This window comes from Bradyrhizobium sp. USDA 3311, assembly GCF_054062495.1.
Genome location: NZ_JBSSFI010000001.1, coordinates 1,589,589 through 1,608,340 on the forward strand (window position 1 = coordinate 1,589,589; position 18,752 = coordinate 1,608,340).

Consider the following 18,752-nt stretch of genomic DNA (forward strand, 5'->3'; position numbering starts at 1 on the left):
GGTCCTCAGGCGGCCCGCACCGTATCGAGGAATTTCGCGACCTCGTTCTTGAGGCGGCCACTCTCGGTCGAGAGTGAGCGCGCGGATGCCAGCACCTGCGTCGACGCCGAACCGGTGGCGCCGGCGCCATGACTGACCTGGGCGATCTTGTCGGCGACTTCGACCGTTCCCTTAGCCGCTTCGCTGACATTGCGTGCGATCACGGCCGTCGCAGCCCCCTGCTCCTCGATGGTGGCGGCAATGGTGGTCGAGATGTCCGAAATCCTGGAGATGGTCGTGCCGATCTCCTTGATGGCACCGACGGAGTCTTCCGTCGCCGTCTGCATGTCGGCGATCTGTGCGCCGATCTCGTCGGTTGCCCGCGCGGTCTGGGCTGCGAGCGCCTTGACCTCGCTCGCCACCACGGCAAATCCGCGGCCCGACTCGCCGGCGCGCGCCGCTTCGATGGTGGCGTTCAAGGCCAGCAGGTTGGTCTGCTCCGCGATTGCGGTGATCAATTTGACGACGTCGCCGATCCGGCCCGCGGCCTTGAGCAATTCATTGATCCGGAGGTCGGTACGCTCGGCCTGCCGCACCGCTTCGCCGGCGATGCGGCTGGAATCATGGACCTGGCGGCCGATCTCGACGACCGATGCGCTCATCTCCTCGGCGGCGGACGCCACGGCTCCGACATTGGCAGAGGCTTCTTCGGACGCCGCAGCCACCATTCCGGAAAGCTGCTCGGTCTCTTCCGCTGTCCCCGACAGCGTGCCGGCGGCGGATTCGAGCTGCTGCGAGGCGACCGAAACCGAATTGATGATGCCGCCGACCGCATCCTCGAACGCGCCCGCCAGCCGGATCATCTCCTGCTTGCGCTGCGCAGCGGCTGCGGCCTCCTGATCCTTCTGGTCGGCCTCCATCTGCTCGATGCGGATCAGGTTGTCCCTGAACGTGCGGGCCGCGCGAGCGTTGTCGCCGACTTCGTCACCGCGGGCGGTGTAGGGAATCTCGACGGCCTTGTTGCCGCCGGCGAGTTGCAGCAGCACGTCGCCGATGCGACGGATCGGCCGGGCGATGCTCAGCACGGAAAACAGGGCGGAGCCGGCCAGGACCAGTATCACGAGGACGCCGACGGCCAGGCTGACCTGGGTCGCCTGCTCCAGCGCGGTCACGAGCTGGCTCTGCCGCAGAGCCATATATTCGTTGTTGGCGGCGACCAGCTTGTCGACGCGCGTTGTGATTTCCTTGGCGGCCGGAAGCACCCGCTCGTCGAAAATGCGCCTCTTGGCTTCCTCCGCCTTGATGGCTGCGCCGGTTGCCGCCTTGTAGCGTCCGGCGAGCGCGGCGAGCGCGTCGACACCGTCGACGATCTTCTTGTCGTCGGCGGACTGACGGACCTGTTTCAGAACGCGGATCATGGCGTCGGCGCGTTCGGCGATGCGGTCCTTCTGCACGGCGTCGCCGGTCGCCGTGAAATGCCAGTCGGCCGCGCTGACCGCCTTGAACAAGGCGTCGGCTTCGCGCAATGCGACCTCGATGTTGAGCCGGTTCTGCGATGCGGCGATTGCGGACGACGCCAACAGGGTCTCGAGGGCCTTGTTCCAGGCCTCCTCGATCTGGCTTGCCGAGGCGAATTCGGCGACGGCGGTGCCACGAGCCTCGCCGAGATCGTTGCCGGCCTTCAGAGAGGCGTCGAGCAGGATCTTCACCTCGCGACAAAGCTCTTTGGCTTCGGCACGCTTGGACCGTTCCAATGCGGCGTCTATTTCGGTCGTGGCACCGGCGATGGAGCCACGCAATGTTTCGAGATGTTTGGCGAGACCGTCGGCGGAGGATGCGGATCCGATTTCCGCTATGGCGAGGCGTGCCCGGGTCACTGCGAGTTCGGCGCCCTGGGCGTTGGCCTTGTTCGCGGTGTTGATGACCACCAGCCGGCTCAGGTCCGCGATCTGCTCGTTGCGAATGAGCTGGTTGGCGAGCATGCCGCCGACGAGAAGGACACCCGCACTCGCGGTCAATCCCAGTTTTGTACCGATGCGAACCTTGAACGATGCCATGCTTACCGCTCCCCACACGCAAACCGAGTACTCCGCCCTATTACTAAACAACGCGTGAATCTTAAACTCCGTACAACTACAGGAGGTATCGAGCGGAGAGCGTTTGGAACAGCGCGCCGCGCATAGGTACGTTTCTTCGTCGGGCAACGATCGGGGCGATCAAGCGATCACCGATCAGCCCGGGTGCCGATCGTGCCTTGCCGGTTTCCCCGACTCAGTCCTAGCGTGAGTTGATGCGCTTCCACGATCGCCCCAATGCCTATCGGCCGCAGTTCGGCGGTTCGCCGTTCGGCCGCCGCTTCGCGGGCCTGTTGCCGTGGATGTTCGTGGTCGGCGTCGCGGCGGCGATCGTGCTCACCTTCCGGCACGGAGCGCCCGTTCCGCATGACGGTCGGTCGCAAGATACCGAGATCATCCTCCAGCAATCCGGCAATTCCGCTAGCCGTCAGCCCGTCGACGTCATCCGCACCATCGACGGCGACACTTTTCTCGCGCGCGTGCATCAGCAGGGCGGCCGCGATCTCGTCGTGCGCGTGCGCCTGCGCGGCATCGATGCGCCGGAGATGAAAGCGTCCTGCCAGGAGGAACTGGACAAAGCTGAAGCCGCCACCGACGCGCTGCGCAACCTACTCGGCCAGGGCGGCGTCACGATCACCAATCTCGGCCCCGACAAATACGGGCGTGTTCTTGCCGACGTCGCGACCAAACGCACTGCCAACGTCTCGGCCGTGCTGCTCGCGGGTGGTTATGCGCGCAGCTACAATGGCGGCCATCGCGACGGCTGGTGCGCGCGGGGGTGGCGCTTCTGGTAACAAAAAAGCCGCGTCGAGGACGCGGCTCTTTCAATTCTCTCCGATCCCGGTGATCAGCGTGTCACGACCACCGTCGTGCCGACAGAGACGCGGCTGTAGAGATCGGTGATGTCGTCGTTGAGCATGCGGATGCAGCCATAGGAGACGAAGCCGCCGACCGAGCCCGGCACGTTGGTGCCGTGGATCGCATATTCGCCGCCGGCGAGCGTCATCGCCGCAACGCCCATCGGGTTGCGCGGCGAGCCGCCGGGAATGACGTCGGGAAGCTGAGGCTTGTCGCGCTTCACCTCGGCGGGCGGCGACCAGGCCGGATTGCGGTATTTGCCGTCGATACGGGTCGTGCCGGCCCACTGCTTGCCGGACTTGCCGACGCCGACCGGATAGCGCACGGCGTGGCCGTCATCGAGAATGAGATAGAGCCGCCGCTCGTTGGTCTTGACCACGATGGTGCCCGGCGAATAGTCGGCCAGGTGCGTCCCCACCATTTCCGGCCGCGCCTCCGCCGCCGTTGACATCAATATCCCTGCCCCGATGGTGGCGGCCAGCGCCACAGCAATCCTCATCGCCATCAATGCTTCCCCTTGCCCCGTACGGGTCGTCCAAATCTACGCAGAACCCGGCAATCGCTGCCTTGCCCGGACATTCTTAACCGCGCCTGTTAACCGGATGGTTTCTACGCGCGGCCGCCGAGGGCCAGCCAGCAGGGGGAACAAAGGAAATGTTCGAAATAAAGTAAATGACCGGAAAACAACACTCGGCGGGAAAGATACGGCCATGCCGGCAAGCGCCCTGACAAGAGCGTGAGGGTGTGAACCGCTGTTGTTTCGGGGGGCGACAGAGTGCGGAGCGAGGTTTGGTCGCGTGTCCCGGACAAGGCGCGGCGCGAAGTGACGAGGCGCAGAGCCGGGACCCAGTTCTTTGCGTGTGGACAGTCGGGCCCCGGCTCTGCAGCCGCACCGCTGAAGTGCGCGCTGCGCTGCGTCCGGGGCACGAGACCTTGGCTTACGCCGACTTCTTGTTCTGCCGGTTCTTGACGAGGTCGTCGACCACGGCGGGATCGGCCAGGGTCGAGGTGTCGCCCAGGCTGCCCGGCTCGTCCTCGGCGATCTTGCGCAGGATGCGGCGCATGATCTTGCCGGACCGGGTCTTGGGCAGGCCCGGCGCGAACTGGATCTGGTCGGGCGAGGCGATCGGGCCGATCTCCTTGCGCACCCAGGTCACGAGCTCCTTGCGCAGATCCTCGGTCGGCTGGACGCCGGCCATCAGGGTGACATAGGCGTAGATGCCCTGGCCCTTGATGTCGTGCGGGAAGCCGACGACGGCAGCTTCCGACACCTTCTCATGCGCAACCAGCGCGCTCTCGACCTCCGCGGTGCCCATGCGGTGGCCGGAGACGTTGATGACGTCGTCGACGCGGCCGGTGATCCAGTAATAGCCGTCGGCGTCGCGCCGGCAGCCGTCGCCCGTAAAATACTTGCCCTTGTAGGTCGAGAAATAGGTCTGCTCGAACCGCGCGTGATCGCCATAGACCGTGCGCATCATGCCCGGCCATGCCCGGGTGAGACAGAGATTGCCGGTGGTCTCGCCTTCCAGAACCTTGCCGTCGGCATCGACGATCTCCGGCACCACGCCGAAGAAGGGCTGCGTCGCCGAGCCCGGCTTGAGCTTAGTGGCGCCCGGCAGCGGCGTGATCAGGATGCCGCCGGTCTCGGTCTGCCACCAGGTATCGACGATCGGGCAGCGGTCCTCGCCGACGACGCGGTGATACCACTCCCAGGCTTCCGGATTGATGGGCTCACCGACCGAGCCGAGCAGGCGCAGCGAGGCGCGCGAGGTCTTCTTCACCGGCTCGTCGCCACCCTGCATCAGCGCGCGGATCGCGGTCGGCGCCGTGTAGAAGGTATTGACCTTGTGCTTGTCGATGACGTTCCAGAAGCGGGAATTGTCCGGATAATTCGGCACGCCCTCGAACATCAGCGTGGTCGCGCCGTTGGCGAGCGGCCCGTAGAGAATGTAGCTGTGGCCCGTGACCCAGCCGACGTCGGCGGTGCACCAGTAGATGTCGCCGTCGTGATAGTCGAAGACGTATTGATGCGTCATCGCGGCATAGACGAGATAGCCGGCGGAGGTGTGCAGCACGCCCTTGGGCTGGCCGGTCGAGCCTGAGGTATAGAGGATGAACAGCGGATCCTCGGCGTGCATGTGCTCGACCGGGCATTCCGTCGTCACCATCGCCGCCGCCTCGTGATACCAGAGGTCGCGGGTCGGGTTCATGTCGATCTTGCCGCCGGTGCGCTTGACCACGACGACCCAGTCGACGGCGTCGGCCTTGGCGAGCGCTGCGTCGACATTGGCCTTCAGCGGCACCTTCTTGCCGCCGCGCAGGCCTTCGTCGGCGGTGATGATCACCTTGGACTGGCAGTCGTTGATCCGCTGGGCGAGGCTGTCGGGCGAGAAGCCCGCGAACACCACGGAGTGGATCGCGCCGATCCGCGCGCAGGCCAGCATCGCGTAGGCCGCTTCCGGAATCATCGGCAGGTAGATGGTGACGCGGTCGCCCTTCTTGACGTTGCGGGTACGCAGGATGTTGGCCATCCGGCAGACCTCGTCGTGGAGTTCTTTGTAGGTGATGTGGCGGGACTGCGAGGGATCGTCACCTTCCCAGATGATTGCGGTCTGGTTGGCGCGCTTGTGCAGATGACGGTCGATGCAGTTATGGGCGACGTTGAGGACGCCGTCCTCGAACCATTTGATCGAGACGTTGCCCGGCGCGAAGGAGACGTTCTCGATTTTCGTCGGCGCCTTCATCCAGTCGATGCGCTTGGCCTGTTCGGCCCAGAAACCGTTCGGGTCCGAGATCGAGCGGGCGTACATTTCCTTGTACTTGGCTTGGTCGACCCAGGCGCGCTTTGCCCATTCCGCCGGCACGTCGTAAATCTTCTCGGACATATTTCCCTCCACATGCGGCAAGCTCAGGCAATGCCGACATCAATCATTGGGCTGATTATGCGTCGGGCTAACCGGACCCGACAAGGTGCACAAGCTGGACCTTCGGCGAGCGGCCTGCCATGCGGAGGATCAAGGTGCGCGGGCCGGCTGTCGCAAATCTGAAACAGGCCGGGCGGCGCCTTTCGGCTCTTTACCCAGATCCCCGGAACAGGCCTGCGCAGAGCCCCATGCGCCGTTCGGAGGTATTTGGGAACCGTCTCTCACTGATTCGGGACTCGCAATACGGTTCGGAACACCCTAAATGGCCAACCCGGGTCCAAAGAGACCCCCAGGAACAAAAATCAGAACAGCGGCATTGACCGGTAACAGGCAGGGCTAAGGCGTAACACTATGATGGATCAGCAGAATCTCGGGACGATGCGGCCCGCTTCAGCCGATCCTGCAGCTGTTGCGCTGGCCAAAGCCCTGGGACAATGGCCGAAACCGGCCGTTTCGGGGCGTCTCAGCCCGAAAAAGGTCTTCGACACGGCGCCCGCGGCGACGGTCGAGGCGCTGGCCAGGGAGCTGGGCCTGCGGCTCGGCGACCAGAACGAGCTGACCATCCGCCGCATCAAGCGCGGCAAGGGCTATTCCTTCGTCCGTCCCAACGGCGCGCATATCCGCGACGCCCGCACCATCCGCCGGCTGCACGCCATGGCGGTGCCGCCGGCCTATCGCGAGGTGCGCTACTCGGCCGATCCGAGCACGCATCTCCAGGCCGTGGGACGCGATGCCGCGGGCCGGCTGCAATACCGCTATCACGCCGACTGGGAGAAGGTCCGCGAGCACCGCAAGGCGCATCGCCTGGAGAAGCTCGTCGGCGCGCTGCCAAAGATCCGGCGCAAGGTGTCGGCGTTCCTGTCGGGTGACGAGCCGACGCGCGAATTCGCGCTCTCGGCCGTGATCGAGCTGATCGCGCGCACCGCGATCCGTCCCGGCAACGAATCCTATGCCCGCCTCAACGGAACCCGCGGCGCGACCACGTTGCTGAAGTCGAACGTGACGCTGGAAGACGATTGCTTCGTGCTGACCTTCAAGGCGAAGGGCGGCAAGGCGGTGCGGAAGGAGTGCGACGCGGCCAAGCTGGTGCGCGCCATCGGCATCCTGCGCGGCGTTCCCGGCAAGCGCATGTTCCAGTATCGCGATGCCTACGGCATCGTGCGCGCGGTCAACACCACGCAGGTGAACGCATTTTTGCGCGAGATCGCCGGCATCAAGATTTCGCTGAAGGATTTTCGCACCCTGATGGCCTCCGCCGTCGTGGTGGAATCGCTGTCGCGGATCACGCCGGCGACCAGCCAGCGCGGCCGCAAGAAGCAGGTGCTGGACGCGATCCGTGCCGCGGCCGACAAGCTCTCCAACACGCCGGCGATCTGCCGCAAGAGCTATGTCCACGACACCATCGTCACCGCCTTCGAGGACGGCATTCTCGAGCGTTTCGCCGCGACCATGAAGGGCCAGCGCTCGCAGGCGAGGCGCGAGCAGCTTCTGGCGCAGGTGGTCGCGACCGCGGCGGTGTAACGACCCCACAAGAGCTACGACTTGGTCGAGACGCCGTTATCCGGACCGGGATCGTTGCCCGCGGCTGCGGTGGTGAGTCGTTCCAGATAGTGCGCCCAGCCCTTCGCGTGTGCGGCGGCCTGTTCCTCGGTCGGCAGCCCGCTATGGGTCATGCGCAGCAGCGTGCCGCCGTCGCGCTCGATCAGGTCGATCTCGATCAGGCTCGATCCGGGTGGCACTTCCTGGCCGCCCTCCCAGCCAAACGTGTAGGCCAGACGATGCACCGGCACGACCTCGCGGAAGGCGCCACGGGCGGCGGCGCCGCGCGGGCCGATACCCTTGAGCAGATAGAGCCCGCCGGGATGCGGTTCCGTCGTCGCGTCGGAACCCATCCAGCTCAAGATCTTCTCGGGATCGGTCAAATAGGCGAAGACGGTGGCACGCGGGGCTGCGATCTGGGTCTCGCGTCGCACTATGAACGGTTCGGTCATCGGCGATCATCCCTCGTCTTGCCTTGAGCTGCCCTTGGGCTGCCCTCGGGACATGGCGGCGGCCCTGCGCTCCGTCAAGGATTGCCCGTGACAAAGACGGGCCTGCTTCGTCATCATCGGGCCATGCACCTCGCCCCGACCCTCGCCTGGCTCGTCGATGCCGCCTCCGATAGTCAGGGGGCCGATCGCCTGCTTGCGGACCTCGGCGCGCATCTGGTCGCCGACGGCGTGCCGCTTGCGGCAGGCGCCCTGACGCTGGAGGTGCCGCACCCGCTGATCGCGAAGCGGACCTGGCTGTGGCGCGCCGGGACCGGCACGGTAATCGAAGCGCTCGGCTTTGCACCAGGCGGATTGGCGCCCGACCCGCCCAACGATGCCGGTCGCCGGTGGCTCCGCGGCATTGCGGACGGCGAGGTGCACGAAGACATCGTCGGTCGGCCCGATGGACCGGTGCTCGGCTGGATCGGGCCGCGTCCGTTCACGGCGGATGAAATCGAACAACTGCGCCAGGCCGCGCGATTTGCCGCGACGCCCCTTGCCGTGCTCGCCGCGCGCGCCACGTTGCGGGCGACGCTGGATGCCTATCTCGGCAAACGCAGCGCGGAACGGGTGCTGGCGGCACCGCTGCGGCGCGATCTCGGCGAAACCATTCAGGCCGCGCTACTCTATGCGGACTTGCGCAATTTCACGATCCTGTCGGAAACCACGCCGCCGGCCCAGGTGATCGCGGCGCTCGACGCCTGGTTCGACCGCATCGCCGGTGCCGTTCACGCCTTTGGCGGCGAGGTGCTGAAATTCATCGGCGACGGCGTGCTCGCGATCTTTCCGGTGGTCGAGGCATCACCGCGCCGCGCCTGCGATGCGGCCTTGCGCGCCGCAGGCGCGGCCCGGGCGGGGATGGCCCACCTCAACGACGAGCGCCGCAACCAGGGCCTGCCGCCGCTCTCGTTTGGCGCGGCGCTCCATCTCGGCGAGATGCTGTGGGGCAATATCGGCGCCGCCAACCGGCTCGATTTCACGGCGATCGGTCCCGCCGTCAATCTCGCCAGCCGGCTCGAGGGATTGTGCAAGCCGCTTCGCGAGACCGTGCTGGTGTCGGGCGCGCTCGCCGCCGAGACGGACATGGCTCTCGTTGCGCTCGGATCGCATCCGCTGCGCGGCATTGCCGCGCCATGCGAGGTCTTTGCGCTGCCGGAGACGTAAGTCGGACAGCGTAGATGGGATAACTCCTACATCCCGCCCATCTTGCAGACGAGCTTCCACTCCTCCGCCGTCACCGGCTGCACCGACAGGCGCGAATATTTCACCAGCGCCATGTCGGCGAGCTTCTTCTCGGCCTTGATCGCGGCCATCGTCACCGGCGTCTTCAAGGGCTTGTCGGCCTTGATGTCGACGCAGACGAATTTTTCGGTCTTGTCGGTCGGATCCGGATAGGCCTCCTTGACGATCTCCGCGATGCCGACGATCTCCTTGCCCTCGTTGGAATGATAGAAGAACGCCTTGTCGCCCTTCTTCATGGCGACGAGATTCTGGCGCGCGGTGTAATTGCGCACCCCCGTCCAGGCTTCGCCCTTGGCGCCCTTCGCCACCTGCTGGTCCCAGGACCACACCGACGGTTCGGATTTCACCAGCCAGTAGTTCATCGTGCGCCCTATCCGTTCGTCATGGCCGGGCATAGCCGTCCGAAGGACGGCGTCGCTTTCGCTCGCCTATGCCCGACCATCCACGTCTCTGCTTCCGTGTTCAATACCAAGACGTCGATGCCCGCGACAAGCGCGGGCATGACGGAAGATGTCATTCTTCTGCCTTGAACGGCCGCGTCAGCAGCCCCTCGATCGCTGCGTCGATCGTCAATTTGTTGTCGAGGATGGCAGCGACGGCCTGCGAGACCGGCATGTCGACGTTCCGTGCGGCCGCGAGCTCGACCAGCACCGGCGCGGTGAATGCGCCTTCCGCAAGCTTGCCCGCCGGCGCCGCCTCACCGCGGCCGAGCGCAATGCCGAGCGCGAAATTGCGCGATTGTGCAGTTGAACAACTCAGGAGAAGGTCTCCAAGGCCGGAGAGGCCCGAGAGCGTTTCCGGGCGCGCACCGCAGGCGCGGCCGAGCCGTGCCAGCTCGCTGAAGCCGCGCGTGGTCAGCGCGGCGAGCGCGGAGGCCCCGAGGTTGCGGCCGACCACGATGCCGGCGGCGATCGCCAGCACGTTCTTGGCGGCGCCACCGATCTCGACGCCGCGGACGTCGGTGGAGTGATAGGGCCGGAACGTCGGCGAGCCCAACGCCTGCACGAGGCTGCTGGCCAGCTCTTCCTCCTTCGCCGCCAGCGTCACCGCCGTCGGCAGGCCGCGCGCGACGTCGTCGGCAAAGCTCGGGCCCGACAGGATCGCCGGCTGCGCGTGCTGCGCGGCTTCGGCGATCACCTCGGTCATGAATTTGTGGGTGCCGTGCTCGATGCCCTTGGCGCAGGCGACGACCGGTGTCGGTCGCGCGATGTGCGAGGCCAGCATGTTGACGGCGCCGCGCAGATGCTGCGCCGGCGTTGCGATCAGCAGCATGTCCGCGCGCGCGGCGAGCGCCAGCTCGCTCGTCACGACGATTTCCGGCGCAAGCCGCACGCCGGGCAGCCGCGGATTGTCGCGGGTCGAAGCGATGCGCGTCGCATGCTCGGCATTGCGCGCCCAGAGCGTGACGCTCCGCCCGGCCCGCGCTGCCACCATCGCCAGCGCCGTGCCCCAGGCGCCCGCTCCGATCACCGCAACGGAGTGGAACGCGGTCATCGCTAGCTCCCTCCGCTCCCTCTCCCCGCTTGCGGGGAGAGGGTTGGGGTGAGGGGGAGTCTCCGCAAGGGAGGTGGCAGCTGGATTCGCGGAGAGTCCCCCTCACCCGGATTGCATCTACGATGCAATCCGACCTCTCCCCGCAAGCGGGGCGAGGTGAAGTGGAGCTCGTGGAGACGCCTCTCCATTTAGAATCCCGCTCGCGTCTTGCCGTAGCCCGCGGGCGCTGTCGCATTCGCGTCGAGCAGCCAGCGGGCGCGGGGCTGGGCTTCCATCGTGTCGGTCATTCCCAGCGCGAGGCGCTCGGCGCCGGCCCAGGCGATCATCGCGCCGTTGTCGGTGCAGAGCGCAGGCGGCGGCATGATCAGTTGCGTCTTGGCCTGCCGAGCGACGTCATGCAGCGCGCCGCGGATCGCCTGATTGGCGGCGACGCCGCCGGCGGCCACGAGCGCGCGCGGCGCGCCGAACTGTTCGCGGAAAAGTCTCAAGCCGACATTCAGCCGGTCGGCCGTCGAATCCAGCACGGCGGCCTGGAAGCTTGCGCAGAGATCGCTGATGTCCTGCGGCGTGATCTCGGCGATCCGACTCGCTTCGTTGCGCACCGCGGTCTTCAATCCCGACAGGGAGAAGTTGGCGTCCGGCCTGCCCTGCATCGGCCGCGGAAAGGCGAAGCGCGCGGCATCGCCGCCGGCCGCCGCGCGCTCGACCTGCGGGCCACCGGGATAGGGCAGGCCCAGCATCTTCGCGACCTTGTCGAAGGCTTCGCCGATGGCGTCGTCGACGGTGGTGCCGAGCCGCACATATTGGCCGACGCCGGTGACCGCGACGATCTGGGTGTGGCCCCCGGAGGCGAGGAACAGGCAGTACGGGAATTCGATTCCGTCGGTCAGCCGCGGCGTCAGCGCATGCGCCTCCAGATGGTTCACCGCGACCAGTGGCGTGTCGTGCACCAACGCGATCGCCTTCGCGGTGGTGAGCCCGACGATGACGCCGCCGATCAGGCCGGGTCCCGCGGCCGCCGCGACGCCATTGAGCTGGGCGAAGCCGATGCCGGCCTCGCGCATGGCGCGGTCGATGATGCCGTCGAGCAGGTCGACATGCGCGCGGGCGGCAATCTCCGGCACCACGCCGCCGAACGGGGCATGCTCATCGACCTGCGACCGCACGATGTTGGACAGGATCTTGCCGCTGCCGTCAGGCGCGCGCTCGATCACGGCCGCGGCGGTCTCGTCGCAGGTGGTCTCGATGCCCAATACCAGCATTGGCGAATTGTTATCCAATTTGCGCCCTTGCGCTCATCCGGAAAGCAGAGTTCTGGTACGTCCGGTAGCATTCCGGGGTCGGCTTGCGCAATCGTCACGCGCGGCCGTCTTTGCGAATGCGTCACCGTCACGCGGTTCGGGAACACGAGCGATGTCCATTCTTGTCACACGGCCGCATCCCGACAATGAGGCGACGGCGGACAATTTGCGCGCGCGGGGACACGTGGTGCTGCTCGCGCCGGTGCTCAAATTCGAGCCGGTCGCTTTCCACGACGAGAGCGAGGCGAACTATAGCGCCATCATCGTCACATCGGCCAATGCGATCCGTGCCGTCGCGCCGCAATTGCAGGATCTCGGCCTGTTGAAGCTGCCGCTGTTCGCGGTCGGCGAGCACACCGCGACTGCCGCGCGAGACGCCGGCTTTGCCGAGGTGATTATCGCCGGCGGCGATTCCGCGGCCCTGCGCGACACGGTCGTCCGGAGTGCGCGCGACAAGGTGCTGAAAAAGAAAAGCACGCTGCTTTATCTCGCCGGCGCGGATCTGTCGCGCGATCTCGGCGGCGAACTCGGCACCGAAGGCTTCAACGTGGTGACGCAGACCACCTATCGCATGGCGCCGGTCAAGGTTCTCCCGCGCGATGTCTGCGAGGGTTTTGCCGCGCATGGGATCGAGGCGGTGCTTCATTACTCCCGGCGCAGCGCGCGAGCCTTCCTGGATGCAGCGCGGGACGAAGGCGTCGAAATCTCGGCGCTGGCGATCCCGCAATGCTGCCTGTCCGAGACGGTCGCAAGCGTGCTGCGCGATGCCGGTGCGTCGCAGGTTCTGGTGGCCGCGAAACCGGACGAAAATGCCTTATTTGACACCTTGGAGCGTGCTTTGCAGACCCGTTTGGCGTAAGAGGTCGGGCCGAATCCGACGCGATCGGGTCTGCCCAAGATCTACGCCAGGGATCTGTGCAAGGTATGGAAGTGTGAGGAACCGTCACGATGGCCGACGACAAGCCTGAAGACGCAGGATTGGCCCCCGAGTCCGGTCGTGCCAAGCGCCCCCCGCCGACCATCGACCTCGAGGCGACCGATGTCTCGACCCAGCCGCAGGAGGTGGCGGGCGAGCCCGAGGCTCCGCCGGTGAGCGAGCACACCGAGCCCGAGCAGGCAAAATCCGAGCAGGCTGACGCCGAGCCGGAGCGCGCCGAGGCGCAGGCCGCGGTTGCGCCCGCTCCCGCGTCGCCTCCGGTTTCGCCCTGGGTCATTGCACCGCTCTCCGGTGCGGTGGCGGCGGCCGTCGTGATCGCGGTCGGCTGGATGCTGGGCTGGCCCGCCGTGCAGGCGCCGCCTGCCGCGCCACAAGTGACGAGCGCGACGGTCGATGCTCTGGGCGGTCGCGTTGCCGCGGTTGAGGCCAAGGCCGGCAAGCCCGCCGCCGATCCGGCCATGGTGGCGCGGATCGATGCGCTGGAAAAATCCGTGGGCAGCCTGCGCAGCGACATAGCCAATCTGCGCGCACAGTCCGACAAGACCGCGAGCGCTCTGAACGATGCGAAATCTGCGCCGGGCTCCGCTTCGCCTGATCTTGCCGCTCTCAACGACCGCATCGCGCAGCTCGAGCGCGCCGGCAAGACGGAGCGGGCGGAGCTCGCGCAGCAGGGCGAGAAGATCGCCGACGCCAGGACGATGGACGACAAGCCGCTGCGCCATGTGGTGGCGGCGGCCCTGCTCGACGTCGCCGTGCGCCATGGCGATCCCTATGAGGCGCAGCTCGCCGCGGCGCGGTCGCTGGCGGCCAAGCCCGAGATGCTGAAGCCACTCGACACCTTTGCATCGTCGGGCATCCCGACCCCCGTCGCGCTGAGCCGCGAGCTCCTCAACATCGTGTCAAAGCTGTCGCCGCCGGCGGATGCCCAGTCCAGCGGCGGCGGCATCGTCGAGCGCCTCCAGGCCGGAGCGTCAAAGCTCGTCCGCATCGAACGGACCGACGGGGTCGGCAATGATCGCGGCGCCATCGTGGCGCGGGTGACGGCTGCTGCGCTCCGCAATGATTTCGTCGAGGCGCGGCGCGAGTTGAAGACGCTGCCCGATGCCGATCGCGCGCCGGCGCAGGCCTGGCTCGACAAGGCCAATGCCCGCGATGCCGCGCTCGCCGCCTCCCGCAAATTCGCCGACGATGCCATGGCGGATCTCGTCAAGCCTGCTCAATAAAGCTTCGCGCAACAATCAGCGCGTATAGGGATCGCCATGCTTCGCATCGTCCTTTTCCTCGTCTTGATTGCGCTGGCGGCGGCCGGCGCGGCCTGGGTTGCCGATCAGCCCGGCGATCTCGTCCTGACGGCGGGCGGCTTCCGCGCCTCAACGACGTTGCCCAGATTCGTGTTCTTGCTTGGCCTCTTTGCCGCGGCAGTCGTGCTGGTCTGGAGCATCCTGACGACGATCTGGCGGACGCCGGGGCGTTTGCGCCGCCGCAGTCACGAAAAGCGCCACGCGCGCGGCCGCCATGCCATCACCCACGGCCTGCTCGCGATCGGCCATGGCGATACCGCGCTCGCCCGCCGTCACGCCGAGACGGCGCGGCGGCATGCGCCGAACGATCCGCTCGCGCTTCTCTTGCATGCGCAGTCGGCGCAGCTCGAAGGCAATCGCGACGAGGCGCAGCGCGCCTTCCGTGCCATGGCCGAGCGCGAGGATACGCGGCTGCTCGGCCTGCGCGGCCTGTTCATCGAGGCGCAGCGCGCCGACGATGCGGTCGGCGCCGTCATGATCGCGGAGGAAGCGATCAAGCTGTCGCCGTCGTCGACCTGGGCCTCGCATGCGGTGCTCGGCTTCCGCTGCGCGCGCGGCGACTGGAGCGGCGCGCTGGCGATCCTCGATTCGAACCTGTCCGCGGGCCTGATCGACAAGCCGGCCTATCGTCGCCAGCGCGGCGTGCTGCTCACCGCACGCGCGCTGGAATTGCAAACGATGGATCGCGACGTCGCACGCGAGAGCGTGATGGAGGCGATCAAGCTTGCACCGACCCTGGTGCCGGCCGCGGTGCTCGCCGCAAAGTTCGAGAGCGAGGCGCATCAGGTGCGCCGCGCCATGAAGCTGGTCGAGGCCGCCTGGCTCGCCAATCCGCATCCGGATCTCGCCGAGGCCTATGCACATGTGAAGCTCGGCGATTCCGCGCGGCAGCGCTTGCAGCGGGTCGAGACGCTTGCAGCCAAGACGCCTGCCGACAAGGCCGGCCATATTGAAGGCCAGCTCGCGCTCGCACGCGCCGCGATCGATGCCTCCGAATTCAGCCGCGCACGGGCGGTGCTGGCGCCTTATGTCAACGATCCGACCCAGCGGGTCGCACTGCTGATGGCCGAGATCGAGCGCACCGAGCACGGCGACGGCGGCCGCGCCCGCGCCTGGACCTTGCGCGCGGTGCGTGCTCGGCACGATCCGGCCTGGACCGCCGACGGCTATGTCAGCGATCGCTGGCGCCCGGTCTCCCCGGTCACCGGCCGCCTCGACGCCTTCCAATGGCAGACGCCGGTCGCGAGCCTTCCTTCCGACAAGGGGGACTTGATCGAATCCTCGGCCTTCGAGGAAGCCATGCTGGCGGCCCCGCCGCCGAAACGGGTGATGGCGCCCGCGAATGACACCCTGTTGGAACCGGCTCCGGCTGCATCGGTCCCGGCGGAGCAGGACAATTCACCTCCGGCGGCCAAGGAAGAGCCTGCGATGACGTCTGCGGAGCCGGTCAGACCGGCCCCCGAGCCGGCCGAATCATCGCCGGCGGCGGCAACGCCGGTGTTCCGGACCCGCGCCGACCTCGGCAAGCCCGCACCTCTCCCGATCCCCGCCGTCATCCCGATCGTCCGCGCCCCGGATGATCCCGGGATCGATGACGAGGGCCCGAGCGATGAATTTACGGAACAAATCGGCACGCCCAAGGCCCAGGCCGGCGGCTGGCGCGGATTCTGGTCCCGCTGGGGCGCCTAAGCCGCATTTCGCACCCGGCTTGTTCTTGCCAATTCGGGCCATGCCCGATATCAGGAGCGCGCGTATCGGGACCGGCATCGTCCGAGCCCGGCAGGGTTCGCCGCAATAGCTCAGTCGGTAGAGCACGTCATTCGTAATGACGGGGTCGGGGGTTCGAATCCCTCTTGCGGCACCAGCGCCCCGAATTCATCCTGTTATCACAGACAAGCGTCTCAACCGACGCATCCAGCCGGCATGAGCGTGCGCGGGTTCAAGATCGTTCGGTCGCCTGCGTGATCGCGATCACATAATGTCGCGCGTCTCTCCCATAGCGTTCCGGTCACGCCAACACGGGGAGATTTCACATGCGCAAGATCATTCTGGTGGCCGCCATGGTCCTGGCTTCAGCATCTGCTCAGGCGGCCGGTCCACGCAGCCTCTCGCTGGCCACGGCGAGCGAACAGGCCTCGGCGCCGCAAGCGACGGCGACAATCGCCGTGACGACGCAAGTGAGTGAAGCCGCACCCGTCACCGAAGCTCCGAAATATGTCGACCGTCCGCCGGCGATCTCGGCCCCTGCGCCTGCCGCGGCACCCGCCGTAGCCACGACGACTTCAGCGCCCGCCGCGACCGCAACGAAGACCACGGCGAAAGTCAACAAGCCGAAGCACAAGCGTACCTGGACCGAAGGCCGCATCATCAGCGAGCTGCATCGCCACGGCATCTATTGGTAAGCGGTCTTTGCGCCCCACCCTCGCCGTCACGCCCCGGGCAAACGCGAGGCGCGCGTTCGCGCCAGATGTCCCGGGCATCCATGACCTTTCCACGCAGGCCCAAGAACGTTGATGGCCGGGACAAGCCCGGCCATCACGCAAGAGTTTTCGATCCGGTCGAACGCGTTACTGCGAAACCGTCTGTACCACGCTTCCGATCGGACGCGCGCTCGAGGTCGGCACCTTCAGGTCCTTCAGCAGCGCCTCGTCATATTCCGGCAGCGTCTGGAAGCTGGTCTTGGCCTTCATCTGCACGATCTTGTAGCCGCCGGCCTTGAGCCGCGCGAGCAGCGCCGGCATGGCTTCGCCGGTGTGCTTCTGGAAGTCGTGCATCAGGATGATGCCCTTGCCGAGCTTGTCGAGCCTGCCCATCACGGTCTCGACGATCTTCTCCGGCGTCGCGCCCTTCCTGAAGTCGAAGGAATCGATGTCGGTCGAGAACATCGCGACGTTGCGGGTGCCGAAATAGGTCACCATCGCCGGATTGTGCTGAAGCTGCGGGAAGCGGAAGAACGGCGCCGGATTGGTGCCGAGCGCGAACCTCACTGCGCTGAAGCCCTTCTCGACCTCGTCCTTGACCTGTTGCTCCGTCATCTTCTTGCTGTTCAGGTTGACATGCGACCAGGTGTGCGTGCCGACCGTGTGGCCCTGGGCCAGAACCTGGCGCAGGATCTCCGGGTGGTAGGTCGCGTGCTTGCCGACCGAGAAGAACAGGCCCTTGGTGCATTCATCCGCGAGCGCCTTCAGCACCGCGGGTGTGTTGACCGGCCACGGACCGTCGTCGAAGGTCAGCACGACCTCCTTGTCGGTGAGGAAATCGAACTGCTTGAAGTGCTCGAAGCCGAAGCCGGGACCGCCGGTGGTGTCGATCTCGACCACGCGGGCGACGCCGAGGGCGTTTGGATTGGCGCAGGCCTGCTTCGGTTGAACTGGCGCGACCGGGGCGGGCGTAGGCGCGGATGCCTGGGCAACGGCCGTCGGCTTCGCCGCGATCGCCGCGGTGGTCGCGACGTCGTCCTTGGCGGCGATTTTCGTCTGTGCCGGCAACGGGTCGGCGGCACGGGCGGCAACTGTCTTGGGGGCGCCCGGATCGGCGCTCGCGGAATAATAGAACCAACCGCCGGCGGCGATCACGACCGCCGCAACTACACTGGCCAGCATCAGGCCCAACGCATTACGCATCGCTACTCTTTCCAATTACGCAACCAAACCTGCGGAATTTCCCGCGCGACGAGCCATTAATGCGAAGGAACAGTTAACGTGACACCAACGCGACGGCGTTTGCGCCGGATTTTCAGCGAGGTGCGCCAATGTGACCGATGTCACAGTTTGGGTGCGCCCCGTGACCGTCATCACAGTGGAAACTGTTTTGCTGGAGCATCGTAGTTCCCATCAACAACGGGCTCCGCTTGCAGCGGCGCCAATGGGAGCTTCAAATGACCAAGTCGTTTACTGCCAAGTCGCTCACCTCCAAGTCCTTGAGCAGCAAGATCCGCGACACCAGCCTGGCTCTGGGCTTCGCCGCCATCGTCTCGATCGTCTCGACGACTTCGAGCTTCGCCTTCTCGGCCGAGGCGCAGCAGCAGTGCACCGGCGATGCCTTCCGCCTGTGCTCGTCGGAGATCCCCAACATCCCGAAGATCACCGCGTGCATGATGAAGCATCGCTCGGATCTGAGCGCCGGCTGCCGCGCGGTGATGGACAAGGACCTCGCCAGGGGCGCGTCACGCAAGGTCGCTGACGCTCAGGGCAACCAGTAAGAGCACACAGCGATCGTTGCGTCGGTTAGCTCCCCTCGCGTTGTGCCCCGGCGTCAAGCCGGGGCCACGCTGTGGCGCGATGCAGCCTGTCAATAAAGCCGTTGCGGCTCCGGGATCGTCGCACTAGCTTCGCCCGCACATCTTCCGGGTAAGAGGCATTACGCGATGACCAGATTTCTTTTCGTTATTTCCTTGCTCCTGTGCGCATCTGGCGCCTCCGCGCAACAACAGCCCGGACACGACGCCTGCGCGCGCGACGTCACGCGCTTCTGCCGCCCCGTGATGAACAATGGCGACCAGGCTGTGCTCGCCTGCCTGAAGCAGAACCGCACGCGGCTGAGCAAGGGCTGCGACAAGGTGCTGACGGAGCACGGGCAGTAATCGTGATTGTCGTCCCGGCGAAGGCCGGG

Annotated in this window: 17 protein-coding genes and 1 tRNA gene; 10 read left to right on the forward strand and 8 right to left on the reverse strand. The window is 66.4% G+C overall.

What is annotated here, in order from left to right:
- Positions 1 to 5: 5 nt before the first annotated feature.
- Entirely contained in the window at positions 6 to 2,036 is a 2,031-nt protein-coding gene (locus ACVWW6_RS07525) for a methyl-accepting chemotaxis protein (RefSeq protein ID WP_456680456.1), read from the reverse strand.
- A gap of 233 nt (positions 2,037 to 2,269) precedes the next feature.
- On the opposite strand from ACVWW6_RS07525, the gene ACVWW6_RS07530 reads away from it, so the two are divergent.
- Entirely contained in the window at positions 2,270 to 2,848 is a 579-nt protein-coding gene (locus tag ACVWW6_RS07530; RefSeq protein WP_456680457.1) for a thermonuclease family protein, read from the forward strand.
- Positions 2,849 to 2,901: 53 nt separating this feature from the next.
- On the opposite strand, the gene ACVWW6_RS07535 is transcribed toward ACVWW6_RS07530, so the two are convergent.
- Positions 2,902 to 3,417 carry a L,D-transpeptidase gene (locus tag ACVWW6_RS07535; RefSeq protein ID WP_011083403.1) on the reverse strand — a complete coding sequence of 172 codons (516 nt, stop codon included), beginning with the start codon at positions 3,415 to 3,417 and terminating at the stop codon, positions 2,902 to 2,904.
- Between the two features lie 433 nt (positions 3,418 to 3,850).
- On the reverse strand, positions 3,851 to 5,797 hold the full coding sequence (gene acs, locus ACVWW6_RS07540) for an acetate--CoA ligase (protein ID WP_060909639.1): 1,947 nt from the start codon (positions 5,795 to 5,797) through the stop codon (positions 3,851 to 3,853).
- A 390-nt stretch (positions 5,798 to 6,187) separates the two neighbouring features.
- Here acs and ACVWW6_RS07545 point away from each other — a divergent pair, with 390 nt between their 5' ends.
- The gene (locus tag ACVWW6_RS07545; protein ID WP_011083401.1) at positions 6,188 to 7,357 is read left to right on the forward strand and encodes a DNA topoisomerase IB; all 1,170 of its coding nucleotides are present in this window, start codon (positions 6,188 to 6,190) and stop codon (positions 7,355 to 7,357) included.
- Between the two features lie 14 nt (positions 7,358 to 7,371).
- On the opposite strand, the gene ACVWW6_RS07550 is transcribed toward ACVWW6_RS07545, so the two are convergent.
- Positions 7,372 to 7,827, reverse strand: coding sequence for an SRPBCC family protein (locus ACVWW6_RS07550; protein ID WP_011083400.1), 456 nt, complete (start codon positions 7,825 to 7,827; stop codon positions 7,372 to 7,374).
- A gap of 123 nt (positions 7,828 to 7,950) precedes the next feature.
- On the opposite strand from ACVWW6_RS07550, the gene ACVWW6_RS07555 reads away from it, so the two are divergent.
- Positions 7,951 to 9,030, forward strand: a complete 1,080-nt coding sequence (locus ACVWW6_RS07555; protein WP_456683130.1) for an adenylate/guanylate cyclase domain-containing protein — start codon at positions 7,951 to 7,953, stop codon at positions 9,028 to 9,030.
- Between the two features lie 26 nt (positions 9,031 to 9,056).
- On the opposite strand, the gene ACVWW6_RS07560 is transcribed toward ACVWW6_RS07555, so the two are convergent.
- From ACVWW6_RS07560 to tsaD, 3 genes are all read right to left on the reverse strand, one after another.
- Positions 9,057 to 9,470, reverse strand: a complete 414-nt coding sequence (locus ACVWW6_RS07560; protein ID WP_028174950.1) for an EVE domain-containing protein — start codon at positions 9,468 to 9,470, stop codon at positions 9,057 to 9,059.
- Between the two features lie 151 nt (positions 9,471 to 9,621).
- Positions 9,622 to 10,602: an NAD(P)H-dependent glycerol-3-phosphate dehydrogenase gene (locus ACVWW6_RS07565; RefSeq protein ID WP_060909641.1), complete on the reverse strand. Its 981-nt coding sequence runs from the start codon at positions 10,600 to 10,602 to the stop codon at positions 9,622 to 9,624.
- Between the two features lie 188 nt (positions 10,603 to 10,790).
- Entirely contained in the window at positions 10,791 to 11,864 is a 1,074-nt protein-coding gene (tsaD, locus tag ACVWW6_RS07570; RefSeq protein ID WP_028174948.1) for a tRNA (adenosine(37)-N6)-threonylcarbamoyltransferase complex transferase subunit TsaD, read from the reverse strand.
- Positions 11,865 to 12,015: 151 nt separating this feature from the next.
- Between tsaD and ACVWW6_RS07575 the strand changes: the two genes are divergently transcribed.
- The 5 genes from ACVWW6_RS07575 to ACVWW6_RS07595 all read left to right on the forward strand — a co-directional run bounded on the left by ACVWW6_RS07575 (position 12,016) and on the right by ACVWW6_RS07595 (position 16,543).
- A complete protein-coding gene (locus ACVWW6_RS07575) occupies positions 12,016 to 12,762 on the forward strand; it encodes a uroporphyrinogen-III synthase (RefSeq protein WP_011083395.1) in 747 nt (248 codons plus the stop codon).
- Between the two features lie 89 nt (positions 12,763 to 12,851).
- On the forward strand, positions 12,852 to 14,063 hold the full coding sequence (locus ACVWW6_RS07580; protein ID WP_456680458.1) for a COG4223 family protein: 1,212 nt from the start codon (positions 12,852 to 12,854) through the stop codon (positions 14,061 to 14,063).
- 36 nt (positions 14,064 to 14,099) lie between these two features.
- Positions 14,100 to 15,830, forward strand: coding sequence for a heme biosynthesis HemY N-terminal domain-containing protein (locus ACVWW6_RS07585; RefSeq protein ID WP_456680459.1), 1,731 nt, complete (start codon positions 14,100 to 14,102; stop codon positions 15,828 to 15,830).
- A 99-nt stretch (positions 15,831 to 15,929) separates the two neighbouring features.
- Positions 15,930 to 16,005 (forward strand) — tRNA-Thr (locus ACVWW6_RS07590).
- 169 nt (positions 16,006 to 16,174) lie between these two features.
- The gene (locus ACVWW6_RS07595) at positions 16,175 to 16,543 is read left to right on the forward strand and encodes a hypothetical protein (protein WP_011083392.1); all 369 of its coding nucleotides are present in this window, start codon (positions 16,175 to 16,177) and stop codon (positions 16,541 to 16,543) included.
- A gap of 165 nt (positions 16,544 to 16,708) precedes the next feature.
- On the opposite strand, the gene ACVWW6_RS07600 is transcribed toward ACVWW6_RS07595, so the two are convergent.
- Positions 16,709 to 17,764: a polysaccharide deacetylase family protein gene (locus ACVWW6_RS07600; RefSeq protein WP_456680460.1), complete on the reverse strand. Its 1,056-nt coding sequence runs from the start codon at positions 17,762 to 17,764 to the stop codon at positions 16,709 to 16,711.
- A gap of 254 nt (positions 17,765 to 18,018) precedes the next feature.
- Here ACVWW6_RS07600 and ACVWW6_RS07605 point away from each other — a divergent pair, with 254 nt between their 5' ends.
- Both ACVWW6_RS07605 and ACVWW6_RS07610 read left to right on the forward strand, forming a co-directional pair.
- Complete coding sequence (locus ACVWW6_RS07605; protein WP_456680461.1) at positions 18,019 to 18,342, forward strand: hypothetical protein; 324 nt, start codon at positions 18,019 to 18,021, stop codon at positions 18,340 to 18,342.
- A 165-nt stretch (positions 18,343 to 18,507) separates the two neighbouring features.
- Positions 18,508 to 18,723, forward strand: a complete 216-nt coding sequence (locus ACVWW6_RS07610) for a hypothetical protein (protein ID WP_011083389.1) — start codon at positions 18,508 to 18,510, stop codon at positions 18,721 to 18,723.
- Positions 18,724 to 18,752 lie beyond the last annotated feature (29 nt).

Coding starts and splice junctions, on each gene's coding strand:
- ACVWW6_RS07525 (WP_456680456.1), bottom strand. CDS start 2,036: ATGGCATCGTTCAAGGTTCGCATCGGTACAAAACTGGGATTGACCGCG.
- ACVWW6_RS07530 (WP_456680457.1), top strand. CDS start 2,270: ATGCGCTTCCACGATCGCCCCAATGCCTATCGGCCGCAGTTCGGCGGT.
- ACVWW6_RS07535 (WP_011083403.1), bottom strand. CDS start 3,417: ATGGCGATGAGGATTGCTGTGGCGCTGGCCGCCACCATCGGGGCAGGG.
- acs (WP_060909639.1), bottom strand. CDS start 5,797: ATGTCCGAGAAGATTTACGACGTGCCGGCGGAATGGGCAAAGCGCGCC.
- ACVWW6_RS07545 (WP_011083401.1), top strand. CDS start 6,188: ATGATGGATCAGCAGAATCTCGGGACGATGCGGCCCGCTTCAGCCGAT.
- ACVWW6_RS07550 (WP_011083400.1), bottom strand. CDS start 7,827: ATGACCGAACCGTTCATAGTGCGACGCGAGACCCAGATCGCAGCCCCG.
- ACVWW6_RS07555 (WP_456683130.1), top strand. CDS start 7,951: ATGCACCTCGCCCCGACCCTCGCCTGGCTCGTCGATGCCGCCTCCGAT.
- ACVWW6_RS07560 (WP_028174950.1), bottom strand. CDS start 9,470: ATGAACTACTGGCTGGTGAAATCCGAACCGTCGGTGTGGTCCTGGGAC.
- ACVWW6_RS07565 (WP_060909641.1), bottom strand. CDS start 10,602: ATGACCGCGTTCCACTCCGTTGCGGTGATCGGAGCGGGCGCCTGGGGC.
- tsaD (WP_028174948.1), bottom strand. CDS start 11,864: ATGCTGGTATTGGGCATCGAGACCACCTGCGACGAGACCGCCGCGGCC.
- ACVWW6_RS07575 (WP_011083395.1), top strand. CDS start 12,016: ATGTCCATTCTTGTCACACGGCCGCATCCCGACAATGAGGCGACGGCG.
- ACVWW6_RS07580 (WP_456680458.1), top strand. CDS start 12,852: ATGGCCGACGACAAGCCTGAAGACGCAGGATTGGCCCCCGAGTCCGGT.
- ACVWW6_RS07585 (WP_456680459.1), top strand. CDS start 14,100: ATGCTTCGCATCGTCCTTTTCCTCGTCTTGATTGCGCTGGCGGCGGCC.
- ACVWW6_RS07595 (WP_011083392.1), top strand. CDS start 16,175: ATGCGCAAGATCATTCTGGTGGCCGCCATGGTCCTGGCTTCAGCATCT.
- ACVWW6_RS07600 (WP_456680460.1), bottom strand. CDS start 17,764: ATGCGTAATGCGTTGGGCCTGATGCTGGCCAGTGTAGTTGCGGCGGTC.
- ACVWW6_RS07605 (WP_456680461.1), top strand. CDS start 18,019: ATGACCAAGTCGTTTACTGCCAAGTCGCTCACCTCCAAGTCCTTGAGC.
- ACVWW6_RS07610 (WP_011083389.1), top strand. CDS start 18,508: ATGACCAGATTTCTTTTCGTTATTTCCTTGCTCCTGTGCGCATCTGGC.